Annotated in this window: 14 protein-coding genes; 4 read left to right on the top strand and 10 right to left on the bottom strand. The window is 52.8% G+C overall.

Annotated features, from left to right (window positions below):
* Positions 1-19 precede the first annotated feature (19 nt).
* Complete coding sequence (gene recO, locus J4864_RS04320) at positions 20-748, bottom strand: DNA repair protein RecO (RefSeq protein ID WP_007368989.1); 729 nt, start codon at positions 746-748, stop codon at positions 20-22.
* A gap of 208 nt (positions 749-956) precedes the next feature.
* On the opposite strand from recO, the gene rpsT reads away from it, so the two are divergent.
* From rpsT to J4864_RS04305, 3 genes are all read left to right on the top strand, one after another.
* Positions 957-1,211, top strand: a complete 255-nt coding sequence (gene rpsT, locus J4864_RS04315; RefSeq protein WP_007368988.1) for a 30S ribosomal protein S20 — start codon at positions 957-959, stop codon at positions 1,209-1,211.
* A 378-nt stretch (positions 1,212-1,589) separates the two neighbouring features.
* The gene (gene gyrB, locus J4864_RS04310; protein ID WP_007368987.1) at positions 1,590-3,563 is read left to right on the top strand and encodes a DNA topoisomerase (ATP-hydrolyzing) subunit B; all 1,974 of its coding nucleotides are present in this window, start codon (positions 1,590-1,592) and stop codon (positions 3,561-3,563) included.
* A 346-nt stretch (positions 3,564-3,909) separates the two neighbouring features.
* A complete protein-coding gene (locus tag J4864_RS04305) occupies positions 3,910-4,794 on the top strand; it encodes a helix-turn-helix domain-containing protein (protein WP_211813795.1) in 885 nt (294 codons plus the stop codon).
* Between the two features lie 214 nt (positions 4,795-5,008).
* Here the strand turns inward: J4864_RS04305 and J4864_RS04300 are convergent, their stop codons facing one another.
* The 6 genes from J4864_RS04300 to J4864_RS04275 all read right to left on the bottom strand — a co-directional run bounded on the left by J4864_RS04300 (position 5,009) and on the right by J4864_RS04275 (position 10,256).
* Positions 5,009-5,614, bottom strand: coding sequence for a DUF3109 family protein (locus J4864_RS04300; protein WP_211813794.1), 606 nt, complete (start codon positions 5,612-5,614; stop codon positions 5,009-5,011).
* A 27-nt stretch (positions 5,615-5,641) separates the two neighbouring features.
* On the bottom strand, positions 5,642-6,307 hold the full coding sequence (ung, locus tag J4864_RS04295) for a uracil-DNA glycosylase (RefSeq protein WP_211813793.1): 666 nt from the start codon (positions 6,305-6,307) through the stop codon (positions 5,642-5,644).
* Between the two features lie 99 nt (positions 6,308-6,406).
* A complete protein-coding gene (locus J4864_RS04290) occupies positions 6,407-6,709 on the bottom strand; it encodes a hypothetical protein (RefSeq protein WP_211813786.1) in 303 nt (100 codons plus the stop codon).
* Positions 6,710-7,347: 638 nt separating this feature from the next.
* The gene (locus J4864_RS04285) at positions 7,348-7,872 is read right to left on the bottom strand and encodes a hypothetical protein (protein WP_246479363.1); all 525 of its coding nucleotides are present in this window, start codon (positions 7,870-7,872) and stop codon (positions 7,348-7,350) included.
* Between the two features lie 134 nt (positions 7,873-8,006).
* Complete coding sequence (gene gpmI, locus J4864_RS04280) at positions 8,007-9,524, bottom strand: 2,3-bisphosphoglycerate-independent phosphoglycerate mutase (protein WP_211813784.1); 1,518 nt, start codon at positions 9,522-9,524, stop codon at positions 8,007-8,009.
* A 204-nt stretch (positions 9,525-9,728) separates the two neighbouring features.
* Entirely contained in the window at positions 9,729-10,256 is a 528-nt protein-coding gene (locus J4864_RS04275; protein ID WP_211813782.1) for an energy transducer TonB, read from the bottom strand.
* 318 nt (positions 10,257-10,574) lie between these two features.
* Here J4864_RS04275 and J4864_RS04270 point away from each other — a divergent pair, with 318 nt between their 5' ends.
* Positions 10,575-11,756, top strand: a complete 1,182-nt coding sequence (locus J4864_RS04270; protein WP_211813780.1) for a hypothetical protein — start codon at positions 10,575-10,577, stop codon at positions 11,754-11,756.
* A 447-nt stretch (positions 11,757-12,203) separates the two neighbouring features.
* Here J4864_RS04270 and J4864_RS04265 read toward each other — a convergent pair whose 3' ends face one another.
* From J4864_RS04265 to bcp, 3 genes are all read right to left on the bottom strand, one after another.
* The gene (locus J4864_RS04265; RefSeq protein ID WP_211813778.1) at positions 12,204-14,393 is read right to left on the bottom strand and encodes a glutamine synthetase III family protein; all 2,190 of its coding nucleotides are present in this window, start codon (positions 14,391-14,393) and stop codon (positions 12,204-12,206) included.
* Between the two features lie 679 nt (positions 14,394-15,072).
* A complete protein-coding gene (locus tag J4864_RS04260) occupies positions 15,073-17,226 on the bottom strand; it encodes a helix-turn-helix domain-containing protein (protein WP_211813774.1) in 2,154 nt (717 codons plus the stop codon).
* A gap of 576 nt (positions 17,227-17,802) precedes the next feature.
* Positions 17,803-18,261 (bottom strand): thioredoxin-dependent thiol peroxidase, encoded by a 459-nt coding sequence (gene bcp, locus J4864_RS04255; protein ID WP_007368969.1) that lies wholly within the window; start codon positions 18,259-18,261, stop codon positions 17,803-17,805.
* Positions 18,262-18,334: the final 73 nt, after the last annotated feature.

The raw sequence follows: 18,334 nt of genomic DNA, 5'->3' as shown, positions 1-18,334 counted from the left end.
TCCACAGGCCGGATACCGGCTACTGCCCGAACAGTTCCTGCAGCACCAGAAAGCTCTTCAGCTCCGGCATGTCGGGGACATGGATCCGGTAATACCGGAGGATAATGTCCGAGATGTGGTTGCGGTCGGTATGTGAAAGCCGGAAGAGGTGCATGTTCTCATAATCCATGCGCATAAGCAGGCCGATGTTCGCCGCCTCGGCAGGCAGAAGATAGTCGGGGTGGGAGGGGACGCAGTCGGTAAAGGTCGCATTGCGCAGGTCGAAGCAGGCCCCCTTCCGGTAGTCCTCAAGATTGGGGAAGAACCCGATGAAGCGGCTCAGGCGCATCATGAAGACAAGATGGAAATTGGCATAACCCTGTACGGCCTCGTCCAGCCATTCCATGCTGGTCTGCACATAGTGATACAGATGGACATTCTGCTGCTCCCCCCGCGTGACATACGACAGGAACTCTGAAAGGAAAAGAAGGACCGCCGACTTTGCCGGATCAAAGGGGATCGAACCGTAAGGGCGCAGAATCCGCACATCTCTTATCCGCTGCAGGGTCACACGCTGGCGGTAGTCGAACGACAGCTCGAGGAGGGTCAGCGGCTGGAAGAACTGCTTCTTGACCTTTCCCTTGGCCGATTTTGCGACATGGGTGATGAAAGAGATGCGGCCTTCCTGCTCGGTAAACATATCGACGATCAGCGATGTGTCGCCGAACTTCAGAGACCGCAGAACAATGGCTTTTGACTTCTGTATCATATCAAGACCCTGCAAAAGTACAAAAATACAGTATCTTACAGAAATTATTTCGGCAAAAGTTTGGCTGATTGAAATAAAAGGAGTACCTTTGCACCCGCAATTTGACCACGGTCCCTTCGTCTATCGGTTAGGACGAGAGATTTTCATTCTCTAAAGAGCAGTTCGACTCTGCTAGGGACTACAAGTAAAATAAAAGAAGGAAACAAAGATGGCAAATCACAAATCATCATTGAAGAGAATCCGTCAGGACAAAGTCAAGACGCTGCACAACAGATACTATGCTAAGACCATGCGTAATGCTGTTCGCAAGCTGCGCAATCTGACGGACAAGGAAGAGGCTGTAAAGCTCTATCCTACCGTACAGAAGATGCTGGACAAATTGGCTAAGACCAATATCATCCACAAGAACAAGGCAGCCAACCTGAAAGCTTCTCTCTGCAGGCACGTTGCAGCATTGGGATAATGCCTTCAAGTCATAGCTGAAAAAGAATAACAGAGCCGCAATCCGGGAAAGGATTGCGGCTCTTCTCGTATCGGCGCCCGTCGCTGCCGGCCTCTCTGTCAGGCGGTCTGCCGGATGCGGATGCGGTCGGGGCGGCTCGGGAGAATCGCCCCCGTCCGGACCGACGTTCATTCCCCGGAGGTACAGGCTGTAAGCCTCTGGGCGTACACCCTCCGTCAGGTTCCTGCAGCAGCCGCTTCCGGAGGCTCCCGCCATCCTCCGGAAGTCCCCTCCGCATGGACTTTACAGAACAAACCTTAAGCGTTTTTTGCAAGTTTTTATTTCCTTATCTGAAGGAAAAAGTGTATCTTTGCATACCATAAGACAATCTAACGAAAAATGGCAGAAAATCAAGAAAACGAGAATAATTACTCCGCCAGTAACATCCAGGTCCTCGAGGGGCTGGAGGCCGTACGCAAGCGTCCTGCCATGTATATTGGCGACATCAGTGAAAAGGGACTCCACCACTTGATCAACGAGACCGTCGACAACTCCATCGACGAGGCGATGGCCGGCTACTGCAAGAACATTGAGGTAAGCATCAACGAGGACAATTCCGTCACGGTCGAGGATGACGGCCGAGGCATCCCTGTAGACGAGCACAAGAAGCTCCACAAGAGTGCCCTTGAGGTCGTGATGACCGTCCTGCATGCCGGCGGCAAGTTCGACAAGGGCTCGTACAAGGTCAGCGGCGGTCTGCACGGTGTGGGTGTCAGCTGTGTGAATGCCCTCTCGTCTCACATGAAGTCGCAGGTGTTCCGCGACGGAAAGATCTACCAGCAGGAGTATGAGAAGGGGAAGCCGCTCTATCCGGTAAAGGTCGTGGGCGAGACCGACAAGACCGGTACACGCCAGCAGTTCTGGCCGGATGCCGGCATCTTCACGACGACCGTTTTCCAGTGGGACATTGTGGCGCGCCGTATGCGGGAGCTGGCATATCTGAATGCCGGCATCAAGATCACGCTTTCCGACCTGCGCCCTGACCCCGAGACCGGCAAGACCCGTACCGAGGTATTCCATGCCAAGGACGGTCTGAAGGAGTTTGTACGCTATGTGGACCGCCACCGCCAGCATCTCTTCGACGATGTCATCTACCTCAAGACCGAGAAGCAGAACATCCCTATCGAGGTGGCTGTGATGTATAACACGGACTACACGGAGAATATTCATTCCTACGTCAACAATATCAACACCATCGAAGGCGGTACGCACCTGCAGGGATTCCGCACGGCACTGACCCGTACGCTGAAGGCATATGCCGACAACGACCCGCAGATCTCCAAGCAGATAGAAAAGGCTAAGATCGAGATTGCCGGCGAGGACTTCCGTGAGGGGCTGACTGCCGTTATCTCCATCAAGGTGGCAGAACCGCAGTTCGAGGGACAGACAAAGACCAAGCTGGGCAACAGCGAGGTTTCCGGAGCCGTACAGCAGGCGGTCGGCGAAGCGCTGTCAAACTATCTGGAGGAGCATCCGAACGAGGCGAAGTTGATCTGCAACAAGGTCATCCTTGCCGCCACGGCACGTGTAGCGGCACGCAAGGCACGTGAGAGCGTCCAGCGCAAGAACGTGATGAGCGGCGGCGGTCTGCCCGGCAAGCTGGCCGACTGTTCCAACAAGGATCCGAAAGACTGTGAGATATTCCTCGTCGAGGGTGATTCCGCCGGCGGTTCTGCCAAGCAGGGGCGCGACCGTTACACACAGGCCATCCTCCCGCTCCGCGGTAAGATACTGAATGTGGAGAAGGTGCAGCGTCACCGTGTGTTCGAGGCCGAATCCGTCATGAACATCATCCAGTCCATCGGTGTCCGTTTCGGTGTAGAGGATGAAGGCGACTTCGAGGCGAATACCGACAAACTCCGCTACGACAAGATCATTATCATGACCGATGCCGATGTCGATGGCTCGCACATCGACACCCTGATCATGACCCTCTTCTATCGCTATATGCCGAAGGTCATCGAGCAAGGACATCTGTACATCGCCACCCCGCCGCTCTACAAGTGTACCTACAAGAAGGTGAGCGAATACTGCTACACAGACCAGCAGCGACAGGCCTTCCTCGACAAGTACGGAAACGGGGTCGAAGACGGAAAGACCATCCACACCCAGCGTTACAAGGGTCTCGGTGAGATGAATCCGGAACAGCTGTGGGAGACGACCATGGATCCCAAGACCCGTCTGCTGAAACAGGTGACGATCGAGAATGCCGCTGATGCCGACGAGATCTTCTCCATGCTGATGGGAGACGACGTAGAACCCCGCCGCGAGTTCATAGAGAAGAATGCCACCTATGCCAACATCGACGCATAGACCAAGGCTGAATCCCATGCGGCAGCAGGTCTGGCAAGTAAATATGTGTAGCCTGACGGTGTGTGAGGCGGCCCGCTGACAAGGACAGGTGCAAAGCCGACCGGCATATAGCGGGAGACGGACGAAGATGGGCACAAGGCTGACCGGCATATCCACCGGAGAGTGACAAGGAAGCATGACAGCAGAACTTGTCACAGAAGGCTCTCCTCCTCACGAAACAAGGAGGAGAGCTTTTGTTTGAGGTGTTTTCTCATTGCCTGCTATTGTCTTGTCATCGCTTGTCACGGTCTATCCCCGCTTGTCACGGTCTATCCCCGCCTATCACATCCTATCTAAACAAGGGAAAATGAACAGAAACATAAGACTCTCCGAAGTGGACGTCGCCCATGCAAGGCGTATCTACCCGGAAGGTGAATACATTGACAACGACCTGATACTCTTCGAGGACATTGCGAAGGTATCGCTTCCGGAAAATTCCTCCCGGATGAAATCGCTCTTCCTTGCGCTCTGCACCGGCGGAAAGGCGCAATACACCGTGGATACGAAAGCGCATGAGGTAGGGGCCGGAGACGTGATCATCATCAGTGAGGGACAGGTCGTCGGCGACTACAGACTGTCATGCGACTGCAGGGGGATTGCGCTCATCCTGTCGTATGACTTCTTCCAGAATATTGTCAGCGGCATCCACGAGCTGTCGGCTCTCTTCCTCTTCGCACGGACCCATCCCGTCTTCCACCTCAATCCGGACCAGACAAAGGCGTTGGAAGACGACATCCGCCACATCCGGCAGAAGGTCACAGACACGGGACACCGCTTCCGCCGCGAACTGGTGATGACGATGCTCAAGGCTCTGATCATCGACATGAGTAATGTCATCTACCGCTTCCAGCAGACAGGTGACGAAAGCCAGATGCGTTCCGAGGTCATCTTCCGCAATTTCATCCAGGCTGTTGAGAAGAATTACCGTACAGAACGCCGTGTCAGCTGGTATGCCAGGCACCTGTGCATCACATCGAAATACCTCTCAGAAACGGTACGTACCGTCAGCAGGCGGACACCCAGCGAATGGATTGACTCTTACGTCACACGTGAACTGCGCGTCATGCTGAAAAACAGCACGATGAGCATCAAGCAGATTGCCGATGAGATGAATTTCGCCAATCAGAGTTTCATGGGCAAATACTTTAAGGAACACGTAGGGATGAGTCCGTCGCAGTTCAGGAAAAGTTGACAGGCCGGCAGGTGGACAAGTGGACGGGTTGTGGCTGAGACAGAACCGAAAAGCATAGGTCTCGAGGGGTAATTGCGGTAAAAGCGCATCTCCTGAATGGCTTTGTGGCAGCATGAAGGGCACACGCAAGGGATGGTTTCCCACGCTTCAGGCCCGATATCTTCATGTCATTTCCGGAATGGACGAAATGCGATTTTTTAAACGGACAACAGGTTTACCTGTCAATTTGTAAATGCGTCAACTCGTCTGCCACTTCACACAGTTCCTCATACCACTCTCTGCCGAATCTGCGGATGAGCGGTTCCTTCAAGAACTTATAAAGGGGAAGATCCAGTTCTTCTCCTTTTTTTCGTGCATCAGCACAGATGCGCCATCGATGGTAATTGATTCCACAGGTGCCGTTGCCGAAGTCCTTCACACGGATCGGATACAACGAGCAGGAAATGGGCTTTACGAAGCCGGTCTTTCCGTTGCGGTAGGAACGTTCCAGCGCACAAAGGCAGCAGTCATGCTCATAACAGGTGAAAACACAGTCCTTACCACCGACGATGCTCGTCACCAACTCGCCCTCCTCATCGGTATAAGCCACCCCCTGCCGATCGATAACAGACTGGCCGGAGGCAGACAGGTCGCCCCAGACAGCATCCAGGACGTTCTCGATTTCCATCGTCTCATCTAATGTCACAGGTGCCCCGGCATCTCCTTCGACGCAGCACTGTCCATGACACTTGTCGAGGTCGCAGCAGAACTTCACCGTAAGAATGTCCGGAGAGACAAGGACATTGCCTACCATGAATATGTGATCGTACGTGTTACCCATCTTTTTCGCCTTACCTTGAAACGATTGTCACCATGCAATGGGAACTGTTCCATGAGCCTCCAAATACTGGTTGCACCGTGAAAACTGGTGCTGTCCGAACCAGCCTCCCCGGTTGGCAGAGAGCGGTGAAGGGTGTACACTCTCGAGAATACAATGCCGCTGTGGGTCGATCAGCGCCTTCTTGCTGCGGGCGAAGCCACCCCACAGCATGAATACAAGATGATCCCGCCCGTCACTGAGCGCCTTGATGGCGCCATCGGTAAATATGCCCCATCCTAACCGCTGGTGGCTGTTTGCAACGTGGGCACGGACAGTCAGCGTGGCATTGAGCAGCAGCACACCCTGTTCGGCCCATCGTGTCAGGTCACCCGACCGGCTGGCCGGTACGCCGAGGTCGTCTTCAATCTCCTTGTAGATGTTCACCAGCGAGGGAGGAATCCTTACACCGTCGGGCACGGAGAAGCTCAGTCCCATTGCCTGACCGGGTTCGTGATAGGGATCCTGCCCGATGATGACGACTTTCACCTTGTCGAAAGGACACAGGTTGAAAGCGTTGAAGATGAGTCGTCCAGGCGGATAACAGGGGAATTTTGCATACTCCTGTCTCACCTGTTCTGTTAACTGCCGGAAGTAAGGTTTCTCAAATTCCCCGGCCAGCCGCTGTTCCCATGACGGTTCGATCTTTACATTCATCGCCTCGTTTCTTTTTCCTGCAAAAGTACGATAAAGTTCCGACAAAAACAAAAAAGTCGTGCCTTTCCGGCACGACTTTTATCTGTTCACCCTATCTGATTATTTCTTGCCGGGCTTGCACTGCTTCCTGCACGGCTTCTGTGCCTTTTTCGACTTGTCGTTGCGACAGTCTTTCTTGCAGTTCTGCTTGTCCTGCCTGCAGCATTTCTCGTCCTTCTTGCAGCAGGGTTTTGCCGGCTGCTTGTCGCAGCAGGCCTTTGCATGCTTCGGACATTTCTTTGTCTGCTGACATGCCTGCTCCTGCTGGGCTTTGTCACACTTGACTGCATCCTGTGCCTGTGCGGTTACTGTGCAAAGACTGAATGCTACTGCGAAGGATAATGCTATTTTCTTGAATTCCATAACCTTTTGCTGTTTTAAATTATACATTAATAACTGATTAACTCATAAAAGGGGAAAACCCTTATGTTTGCAAAGGTAATAAAAAAAACAATTCCCGCCGCCCTCTTAGACCGCTTGCATTGTGCTTTTTTGCTTTATTATAATATTTTCATTAATTTACAAGATCCTTTTCTGTCACGCCTAAGTCTTTACCGTACTCACCCTGCGTGAAGGGCATATCCTTGGGGTGCAATAAAAAAGGTTCTTCCGTTCAATGCGTGGATGCTTTTCGTATAGTTAACGGAAGAGCCGAAGTGGTTCATTCAACAAAAACATAGCCAAGACCGTCGACTCTCTATCCTGTTATCCTCCTCCGATCCAAAGACCTTTTCATTTTGATGCGTTGAAAAGACAGATAAGGTTTTGAAAAGTCATTACATAATTTCAAACAGATCATCTGCAAATAAAAAGAATACGTGTAAAAAAGCTGGTTTGCAACCAGCAGTCAGTCAACTGGTTATTAATTCATGTTTAAATGGTGCTTGATTGGACTTCAAAAGGGCGTTGGTAACACGCTAATAAAGCACCTGTTGCAAGTCAATCAGGCATCTTTTAGAAGCTAAATGGGCATGTGTCGGCTTTGAACGGCATAAAAATATTTACAAACGCCGTTGATATAAGAATAAGCTGTCTGCAGAAGACGGAAAGACATCTGAAGTTCTGTTACTTTTTTTTGCTTTTCTTGCTTTCTCCCAAGCCTTGATCTTTGCTTTATCTTTAAGACAGGCGCGCTTTACTTTCTGTTCGGTTTTAGCGACTCCTTTCTTGACTTTCTTTACATCAGACTTCGACTTGGCTTTGTCGGCTTTTTCGGCATGCTTTACTTTGCAATTGTTCTTCTTTGCATCAGCGCAGACCTTTTCTTTGCCGACTTTCCCTGCATGCTTTACCTCGCTGCCGACCTTTTTCGCATCTGCATCAATTTTCTTTTCGTCAGCATTGAGCTTCTCTTTGCCGGCTTTCTCTGCCTTTTCCACTGCAGGGCTTACTTTCTTTGCCAGTGTATCGATACGCTGCCCAATCGTTTCATGACTTGTCACTTTCTTGCCTGTCTGTGCCTGTGTGTTAAGAGAACAGAGTCCTGCAAGTACTGCCAGTGATAATGCGAATTTACGAATCTCCATTGTTTTTCAAAATAATAACTGATACTTAATAATAAGTCGTGAAAATAACTCTCGACGACAAAGGAGACATAAAAAATCCCAAAAGCCAAAAACAGCCTTTGGGATTTATTTGTTTTTAGATTGTCAGCGATCTCTTAGTCTGTAATCAGGTTCTCACCTGTCATGTCTGCCGGCTGCTCCAGTCCCATGATATGGAGGATGGAAGGAGCGACATCGGCCAGCCGCCCGTCTTTGACGGTCGCTGAATTGTTGTCGGTCACGTAGATGAACGGAACCGGATTCAGCGAGTGTGCGGTGTTCGGCGTACCGTCATCATTGATGGCGTGGTCGGCATTGCCGTGGTCGGCGATGATGATAGCCTCGTAATCATTGGCCTTGGCAGCCTCAATCACCTCCTTGACACAGTGGTCGACAGCCCATACTGCCTTGGCGATGGCATGGTAGACACCTGTATGCCCTACCATGTCGCCGTTGGCGAAGTTCACCACGATGAAGTCGTACTGCTGTGTGTTGATGGCGCCGACGAGTTTGTCCTTCACTTCAAAGGCGCTCATCTCCGGCTGCAGGTCGTAGGTCGCCACCTTCGGAGAGTGGACCAGGATGCGGTCTTCGCCCTCGTAAGGCTGCTCGCGTCCGCCGTTGAAGAAGAAGGTCACGTGTGCGTACTTCTCTGTCTCTGCGGTGTGGAGCTGCCGTTTGCCGAGCCGGCTGAGGTATTCGCCCAAGGTGTCTACTACATTCTCCTTGGGGAAGAGAATGTGTACTCCTTTGAAGTTGGCATCGTAAGGTGTCATGCAGTAGTACTGCAGGTTCTTGATGGTGTGCATGCCTTCATCCGGCATATCCTGCTGGGTCAGCACATACGTCAGCTCCCGGGCACGGTCGTTGCGGAAATTGATGAAGATGACCACGTCGCCTTCCTGAATCGTACCGTCTACCGAAGAGTTGTTGATCGGCTTGATGAACTCGTCCGTCACGCCGTCGGCATAGCTTGCCTCGACAGCCTTCACCATGTCGGTGGCCTGGTTGCCCTTGCCCTCGACGAGCAGGTCGTAAGCCTCCTTCACACGGTTCCAACGCTTGTCGCGGTCCATTGCATAGAAGCGGCCGACGATGGAAGCAACGTGTGCTCCGTTGGCATCACAGACCTTCTGGATGTCGGCGATGAAGCCGGCGCCGCTCTTCGGGTCGGTGTCACGGCCGTCCATGAAGCAGTGTACGTAGACATCCTTCAGATTGTATTCCTTGCCGATTTCAATCAGTTTGAAGAGATGATCCAGTGAAGAGTGGACGCCTCCCGTAGACGTCAGTCCCATCAAGTGGAGCTTCTTGCCTGTCTTCTGTGCATAGCTGTATGCGTCGACAATGCCCTGGTTCTTCAGAATGTCCCCTGTCTGACAGGCTTTGTTGATTTTCACGAGGTCCTGATAGACGATACGGCCGGCGCCGATATTCAGGTGTCCCACCTCCGAGTTGCCCATCTGGCCGGCCGGCAGACCGACATCTTCCCCCGAAGCCTGCAACTGCGAATGTGCGCTGACCGCATTCAAATAATCCAGAAAAGGTGTCGGTGTGTTGTAAATCACATCGCCTCTGTCATGTTTTCCGTTACCCCATCCGTCAAGGATCATCAATAAAGCTTTCTTTGCCATAATTTTACCTTTATATTTTGTTGTTGTCTTCGTTTCTGCAAAGATACGACAAAAGAATAAGACTATGGCAAAAAGGCATTGGATTTTTACGGCAGAAAATACGGCGGGTTTCTGCGAAAGCGACAGGTGTCTGCCGCTCATCGTGGTTGAACGTGTTTCCGCTGTTTTCAGCAGGGCAGGGTGCTCTTCGCCTATGGGGACGGACTATTGCAGCCGGAACGTTATGGGGACGACGGCCCATGTCCCTTTCTTGGGCTTGCGTTTCCATTTCCAGGCCGGCATCGTCTTTAAGACACGGAGCGCTTCCTGATCTAACGCCGGGTCAACAGAACGCACAACCGTAAACCGGCTGCACCTGCCCTTGGGGTTGACAAAGAACTTCACGATGACCCTTCCTTGGCAGCATGTCTCCTGCAATGTGGGAGGGTAACGGAGATTGGCTGCAACGAAAGCCTTGAAGTCACCGGGAAAACAAGGGTATTCTTCGAAGAGACATACCGTTTCCATTCCCCGTTTCCGTTCCGTCTTTGCGGTGTCTTCCTTCTCCATGGGTTCGACCGAGGACACCGTGTCACGGCAAGAAGCAGAAGCCGGTTCGGCGCAGAACATGGGCAGAGAGGAGCTGTCGCACCTTGTTTTCCCCGGTTTCATCGGCTTCTCCTGGTGCTGTGCAGCGGATTCCCCGACGACAACGAAACACATCAGCAACGTACAGAATAATTTTTCCTTCATAATCAAGACCGTTTAATATTCAATTCAGTATGTTTGCTTCATTCCGAAATCCAAGCTCTTCCTTTTCTGCAAGAACCGGAGTGGAGGATAAAAACCTGCGCCAGCGCTTAAACGCAATCACGCCGCCGCAGGTTTATGAAAAGCAGATGACATATATTGGAACTTAATGTCAATGCAAAGGTAAAGAAGAAAAGAATACTCTGCAATACCCCGCTCTTCCTTGACACATTTCCGGTCATTAGCCTGCTGATTATCATTCGTTTATCTCTCCCTTTCCATAAGTTCTGACACAACTGTGATTTGGCGGTCATGCATAGAATGTGTATCTTTGCATATATGAAAACGAGAATGTGCCTGCTGCTGACGGTCCTTGCCGCTTTGCTCTCATGTCAGCAGAAGAGACTGCCTGCCTATCCTGCTACCGACGACGGAATCGCACGGATGCGGCTCGACAGTGCGGCGTTGTTTGCCGGGAGACATGACGCCCGCAATGCGATGTATCAGCTGAAGGCAGCTGAGAAACATCTATTCAATGTAACGGAGGACTCTCTGAAGTTCACGACTTACTACCGTATCGCACTGTTGAACGCGCAGAGCGGTGCCTACAGGCTGGCTCTCGACTACCTCAGCCATGCCGCCGGGCACGCCGACGACAGCAAACGAAGCCACCGGCTGACGGATATTTACCTCGAAAAGGCTTTCGTCTTCAACCAAATGGGACTGCGTGATTCGGCCTTGCTGTATATAAAAAGGGCGGAAACATTCAGACCCCGCATCCGGAAAGATCAGGAAAAGACGCTGCAGGAGATACGTACACGGATAGAGAAGCATCAGGTTCTGTCGGTTTCACCGGAGAAAGACATTGAGATGGTACAGATACAGGACCGTTATGAAGTGGCGGTCGCACAGCGGAAAGCCCTGCAGTTGCAGCTGTACATTGCTTATCTGCTCCTGCTTCTCGTTGCCGTGACCATCGGCGTCGTCGTATGGTTCCGCCGTCGTCTGCGGCAGCAGGCCCGCTCCTACAGGAAGCTGCAGCAGGAAACGGAGCAGAACATCCAGCAGACCCTGCAGCGGAAGGATGCGACCATCGACGAGATGAAGACGGAGATTGACAACAGGCTCAACGAACTGAAACAGCTGAAAGCTTCACTTCCCGCACCTGCAGAAGATGAAAAAACAATCGATTCCATCGAGCAGATGAAGCTGGGTATAGACACGCTCTATACGATTATGAAAGGCGGAAATCTCTCCCAGATGGGCAAACGGGAGCAACTGGCGGTCAACGTCATCATGCCCAGCTTCGACTATGACCTGTCGTATGTGATCAACAACCCGCATTATGCCTTCACGCCCAAGGAAACATTTTATTACATCATGGATCACAACGGCATGACGGATGAACAGAAAGCCGAGGCCTTCTGTTGTACGGCGCAGGCTGTGAGGTCGATAAAGAGCCGGATGAAGCGGAAGATGGAGAACAGGACGAAACCGTCCTGAACAGGGGGGCGGCTTCAGTCGGCCGTCAGCCCGCCTGCTGTATGTATGATTGTGAAGGAAACGGGTCCGTATTTCCCGTACAGGGTGTACATCGTCTGTTGGAAGGCATCTGTGCATAGGCGGTCCGGGCTGCTTCAAGTCTGATGGGACAGCCGTTTTGTTGACTATGGAAAACCATGGAAGGCATTGCCTTTCATTTCGAGATTCTCCTTTTCCTGCAAAGAACATCTGCTGGTTTGCATATGCCTTTGAATTCGGAAGGTCTGTTTGGAATCATAGAAAAGGCCGTTTCAAAAAGCAGACACACCTGTCCTGTGCGTTTCCCGTCGGGTTCTGTTGATGGATGCTGAGATGCCGCACCCTCTCCATCCACTCGTGGGTACTTTTTGAAACAGCCTTTTTCTGTCGGGCTTTTACGGGTCTTTACGACGATGGAACCGTCTGTTTTTATCTGATGAAAAGCAGCTCCCGGTATTTGGGAAGTGTCCACAGCTCATCGCTGACAACCAGTTCCAGTTTGTCGATCTGGTAGCGGATGGCTTCCATCTTCGGTGCGACCGTGTCGTGATAGGCCACTGCTTTCTCCCGCTGGCTTCCGATCTTGTTGGCATGTTTCCGGGCATTGACCAGTTCCTCGACTCCCGATTCGATGATGTTGGTGCGCTCGGCGATCTCCCGGATGATCTTGATGTTGCGTTCGCTGAGCTGCTTCCCCTCTACATCGCCGAAGATGTCGACCATGTTCTGGACGTTTTTTGCCAGCTGGCTCTGGTAGTGCGTGGCTACGGGGATGATGTGGTTCATGGCGAGGTCGCCCATCACACGTGCTTCGATCTGTATCTTCTTCGTGTACGTCTCCCATTTCACCTCGTTGCGAGCTTCCAGTTCGTTGTGGCTCATGACGTTCATCTGCTCGAACATCCGGATGGATTCCCTGTCAAGGTAGCGGTCGAAACAGACCGGACAGCTCGGCTCGCAGTCGAGTCCCCGGCGGGCGGCCTCTTCCTTCCATTCGTCAGAATAGCCGTTTCCATCGAACCGGATGGGCTTGCAGGCCTTGATGTCCTCGCGGAGGATGTCGATGATGGCTGATGTCTGCTCTTCCCCTTTCGCTGTCAGTGTGTCGACACGTTCGGCAAAGTCGGTCAGGGCTTCGGCGACGGCGGTGTTGAGGACGATCATGGCCGCGGCGCAGTTGGCTTCAGAACCGACAGCACGGAATTCGAAGCGGTTGCCGGTGAAGGCGAAGGGTGAAGTGCGGTTGCGGTCGGTATTGTCGATGAAGAGTTCCGGAATCTCCGGGATGTCAAGCTGTATGCCGGTTTTCCCGCTGAGGTTGAAGAGATTGTCTTTGTCGGCCTTCTCTATGTGGTCGAGCAGGTCGCTGATCTGCCTGCCGAGGAAGGAGGAGATGATGGCCGGCGGTGCCTCGTTTGCACCGAGGCGGTGGTCGTTGGTGGCACTCATCACGGAGGCTTTGAGCAGTCCGTTGTGTCGGTAGACGGCCATCAGCGTCTCGACGATGAAGACGACGAAGCGGAGATTGTCCGCCGGTGTCTTCCCCGCAGCATGGAGGAGGATGCCGTTGTCGGTACACAGGCTCCAGTTGTTGTGCTTGCCCGATCCGTTGATGCCGTCGAACGGCTTTTCGTGCAGGAGGACACGGAAGCTGTGTTTGTGGGCGATTTTCTTCATGAGCGACATCAACAGCATGTTGTGGTCTACCGCCAGGTTGCATTCCTCGAAGATAGGTGCCAGCTCGAACTGGCCGGGTGCCACCTCGTTGTGGCGGGTCTTGCAGGGGATACCCAGTTCGAGAGCCTGTATCTCCAGGTCTTTCATGAACGCCTGTACACGTTCTGGAATCGTGCCGAAGTAGTGGTCGTCCATCTGCTGGTTCTTGGCGGAGTCATGTCCCATGAGCGTACGGCCGGTCAGCATGAGGTCGGGGCGTGCGAAGTAAAGGTCTTCGTCGACGAGGAAATACTCCTGCTCCCAGCCGAGGTTACTGTGTACTTGCCTGACCTCCGGGTAGAAATAGTGGCAGACCTTGGTTGCGGCCACGTTTACGGCATGCAGCGCCTTCAGCAGCGGGGCCTTGTAGTCGAGCGCCTCCCCTGTATAGGAGATGAAGATGGTCGGAATGCAAAGTGTGTCGTCGATGATGAAGACCGGGCTGGTCGGATCCCAGGCCGAGTAGCCGCGTGCCTCGAAGGTGTTGCGGATGCCGCCGTTGGGAAACGAACTGGCATCAGGCTCCTGCTGTACGAGCAGCTTGCCGGAAAATTCCTCCATCATGCCGCCCTTTCCGTCGTGCTCGACAAAGGCATCGTGCTTCTCTGCCGTTCCCTCTGTAAGGGGCTGGAACCAGTGCGTGTAGTGGGTCGCGCCGTGTTCCTCCGCCCATTTCTTCATTCCCTGTGCTACGGCATCGGCGATCGACCGGTCCAGGCGTGTCCCGTTGTCGATGACATCCACCAGCTTCTGATAAACGTCAACGGGAAGGTACTTGTACATCTTTGCGCGGTTGAACACATACTTTGCGTAGAAGTCTCCCGGCCGTTCTTTAGGGGTGTTGACCTCGAGGGGGCGTTTCTTGAAGGCTTCCTCGACAGCTTCAAATCTTAAATTAGCCATATCTCTTACCTTTTAAATGGAACTTTCTGCTGCAAAATTAAGTATTTTCCTATGATCCTGCAAAGTATTCCGGCAGATTAGTCGCCGTTCTTTTCTGATGGGATGATTGATGGGATGACTGATGGGATGGCAGCGTCTTTCCGGACAGGGGGAACTTCCATGGGTGGGAAGACGGCAGTGAAAGAAGAGCATGGAGGCGTGAAAGAAAAGAGTGTACACCTGCTCGCGCAGACATACACTCAGCCACTTAACTAAATAACTTAAAAATTATCTGATTCAAAGTTTTGCCGGATACCCTTCATCACGAGGAGCGGTCTGGCTACTTAAAATGACTATTAACTAACTAATAACTATGTAAACGTAATTTGATTGCTACTCAATAATAGCCTTGAATTGGACTGCAAAGATAAAACTTTTCCTGCAAAGGAAAGGCATTCTGTCCCTTTTTTATTCATCATGTATGTGAAATTTGTTGTACGTAGGACGTTTTGTAACTTCGCTTGTTCGTTTTTTCCGTTCCATTGCACGTCCTGTTGTCCTCAGCCAGCTCGTTCTGGTTGTTGCGGAGGGCTGTCGGACTGTCCTTTTCCGGGCAGACAATCAGGGGGCGGCTCGGGCGGGGGGATGGAGATGGAGAGCTGGGGAGCCGTGTGGACAGCTGCTGCCGGCTGCCCGTCCTCTAAGGCATTGCCGTCTTCATGACCATCAGGATGTCGTTATAGGTGATGTCAGACGGGCACAGCTCCTTGATGGGTCTCATGCCGCCATCCGTCCCTACACCTTTTATGATCCGCCTGATGAGGTTGACTTTCGAGCTGTCCATCACCTCCTCAATCTTTATGTCGCCCTTCCGGATATAGGGAATGAGATGCCCCTGGACTGTCCCCGGGGTGAGGCCGCGCTCCTTTGCGATTTCCTTTATCCGCTTCCCCTCCTTGAAGAGCCTGAAGGTTATCTCGCCGGTACTCGGTCTGGGTGCAGACTTGGGAGCGTCCGGCTCTTTCTTCCTGCGTTTTCTTCCCTTTCCATCGTCGAGACTGTTCAGGATGGCCTCCTGCTTTGCTGTCAGATAGGCGACCGTGGAGAATCCCTCCTCCATGATGTGTTCCAGCAGTTCGCATTTGACCTGATACGACTGCTGCAGTTCCGCATAAGTGTTCTCAAAGCGTCTGGCGGCAGTCTTGTTGCTCGTCTGCAGTTCCTTTGTCATGCCGAGCACGTGGCTGAACAGTTCCGTCAGCTGGCTGTGGAAGTAACGTGTACTGCTCTTCACCCTCTCCATAAATTCGGCTTCATGCAGCTGTCCGGCGGTCATCCTTCTGATGATGTTCCCCCATTTCATCGATACTTTCAGGATGCGTGTGTCAAGGTCGGAAAGTGCCATCCTGTGGAGTGCCGTAATCTTCGGGAACTTGAAGAAGAACTCTGTCAGTACCCTGAAAAGTGCCGTTTCGGAGGCTTTTATCTCGTCGAAGTTGAACAGTTCCATGAGCAGCTGACGGTAGTATTCTTCTTTCAGGGCAGGCAGGGCGGAGATACTTTGCGCCGCCTGTTCGGTCTGATGGGAGATGTAGTCGCTCACGCGCCGGTCATTGATGATTGCCGTGCTGCGGATGGGCGTAGCCAGTACAAGTCCTTCCAGGGTCTTGCAGCGGCTCAGGGCGACGTAGACCTGTCCCGAGGCGAATGCCTGCTGCGCATCGATGATGGCGTGTTCGAAGGTCAGCCCCTGGCTTTTGTGTATGGTGATGGCCCATGCAAGTCGCAGCGGATACTGCCTGAAGGTGCCCTGCACCTCGGCTTCAATCTGTTTTGTCCGTTCGTTCAAGGTGTATTTCGTGTTCTCCCAGGTCTCCGCTTCCACCTCGATGGCTTCGTCGTCACCGGGGCAGAGGACGAGGATCTTGCTGTGGTCAACGTATGTGACGTGCCCGATGCGGCCGTTGTAATAGCGGCCGCCGTTGTCGTTGCGGATGAACATCACCTGCGCCCCCGTCTTCAGGGTCAGATGGAAGTCGGCAGGGTAGTTGTATTCGGGGAAGTTGCCCTCGGTCTCCGCCCTGAATGTACAGGCTCTTGTCGGGAGATTGCGCAGCTGGTCTTCGTTGCAGCTCTCTGCGATCCTGTTGTGTGTCGTCAGTCGGATGTAGTCGCTCTCCGCCGCCGGCCGGAAGGCCGGTTGGTACCGCTCGTTGAGCCGTTGCAGGTCGGCCGCCGTGGTCTGTCCTTCTCTTACATGATTAAGTAAGGTGATGAAGGAACTGTCCTGCTGCCGGTAGACGTGTGTCAGTTCGATGGTCACGTAATTGATGCTGCGCAATGCCTTCGATCCGAAGAAGTAGGGCGTGTCATAGTACTGCTGCAACAGCTTCTCTTCTTCCGGTGTCACGACCGGCGTAAGCTGCTGCAGGTCGCCGATCATGAGCAGCTGCACTCCCCCGAAGGGTCTGTCGTGTTCGCGGAACCGGCGCAGGACGGAGTCGATGGCATCCAGCACGTCGGATCGGACCATGCTGATCTCGTCGATGATCAGCAGGTCGAGGGTGCGCATGATCTTGCGTTTCTCCTTGCTGTAGTCAAACCGGTTCTTGATGCTGGCATTGGGTACGAAGGGCGACAGAGGCAGCTGGAAGAACGAATGGATGGTCATGCCGCCGGCATTGATGGCCGCCACGCCGGTCGGTGCCACGATGATGCTCCGTTTCCTGCTCCGATCCCTGAGGGTACGGAGGAATGTCGTCTTGCCTGTGCCGGCCTTTCCGGTCAGGAAGATGCTGATTCCCGTATGTTCTACAAAGTCCCATGCGTTGCGCAGCTCCTGGTTCTTCTCCATGCTTCTGTCCGTTTGTCTGTTTGAGAGAACAAAGGTAATGGAAATGTCCGAGAAAAGCAAACTTTGCGTGCTTGATGAAAGTCAAGCAGCTTGACGCAAGGTAATTAAATAGCGGAAAACAGGATCCGGGACAGATAAAACTTGCTTTCTGTCCCGTTTCTCTCTACCTTTGCACCCGTAAAGATTAAGGATAACATATTTGAGAACAGGAGGCGGAGAACGTCTCCATTAAAAGGAAAGAAGATTATGATTTCAATAGTATTAGCCGCTGTAGTAGTTGCAGCATTGGTAGCAAAGGCAGTGAACGTCAACAACCACATTGCTGCCTGAGCTTGAGAGCGTGATTTAGAAATTTGAGAGTAAAGACTGTGTCCCGGCTTCATCTGGTGTGAGGCCGGGACTTTCTTTTTCCGTACCTTGCAGGGATGCCCGCAAGGATGAAAGCCCCGGGATTCTGCCGGCAGGGGGCGGACGGGGGCGGACAAGGCCTGTCAGCAACCGTGCCGGACGGTCGCCCGGCTCTGTTCTCTTCTCCCTTTTTCTGATAGGCGGGCGGGGAACCGTCTGCCCTTCCGCCTATTCCTCCCCGGCAAGAATCTGTGCCGCATGGTCCTTGGTCTTGATCTGTTTCGGGCCGAGGATGCGCTCGACGATGCCGTCTTCGTTGATGATGAAGGTGGTGCGGAAAGTGCCCATGTAGGTGCGTCCGTACATCTTCTTCTCGCCATACACGCCGAAGGCTTCCACCAGCTTCAGGTCGGTGTCGGCGATGAGCGGGAAGGGCAGGCTGTTCTTCTCGATGAATTTCCGGTGCGATTTCTCGTCCTGTATGCTGGCGCCGATGACGGCATACCCCTTCGCCTTCAGGGCATCATAGTTGTCGCGCAGGTTGCAGGCCTGTGCCGTGCAGCCCGATGTCAGGTCTTTCGGATAGAAGTAGAGTACGATCTTCTTTCCTTTATAGTCACTCAGTCTGATTTCTTTCCCGTCCTGGTCTATGCCCAGGATTTCGGGTGCTTTGTCTCCTACGTTCATGTTCTTTTCCTGTTTGGTGAATTTTGTGTTCTGTCCGCAAAGATACGGAAAAGAAACGGTTTTTCACCGGGAT

The organism is Prevotella multiformis (assembly GCF_018127985.1).
GTDB lineage: Bacteria > Bacteroidota > Bacteroidia > Bacteroidales > Bacteroidaceae > Prevotella > Prevotella multiformis.
Note: the sequence above shows the minus strand (reverse complement) of the source record. Positions and strands in the feature narration are given on the sequence as shown.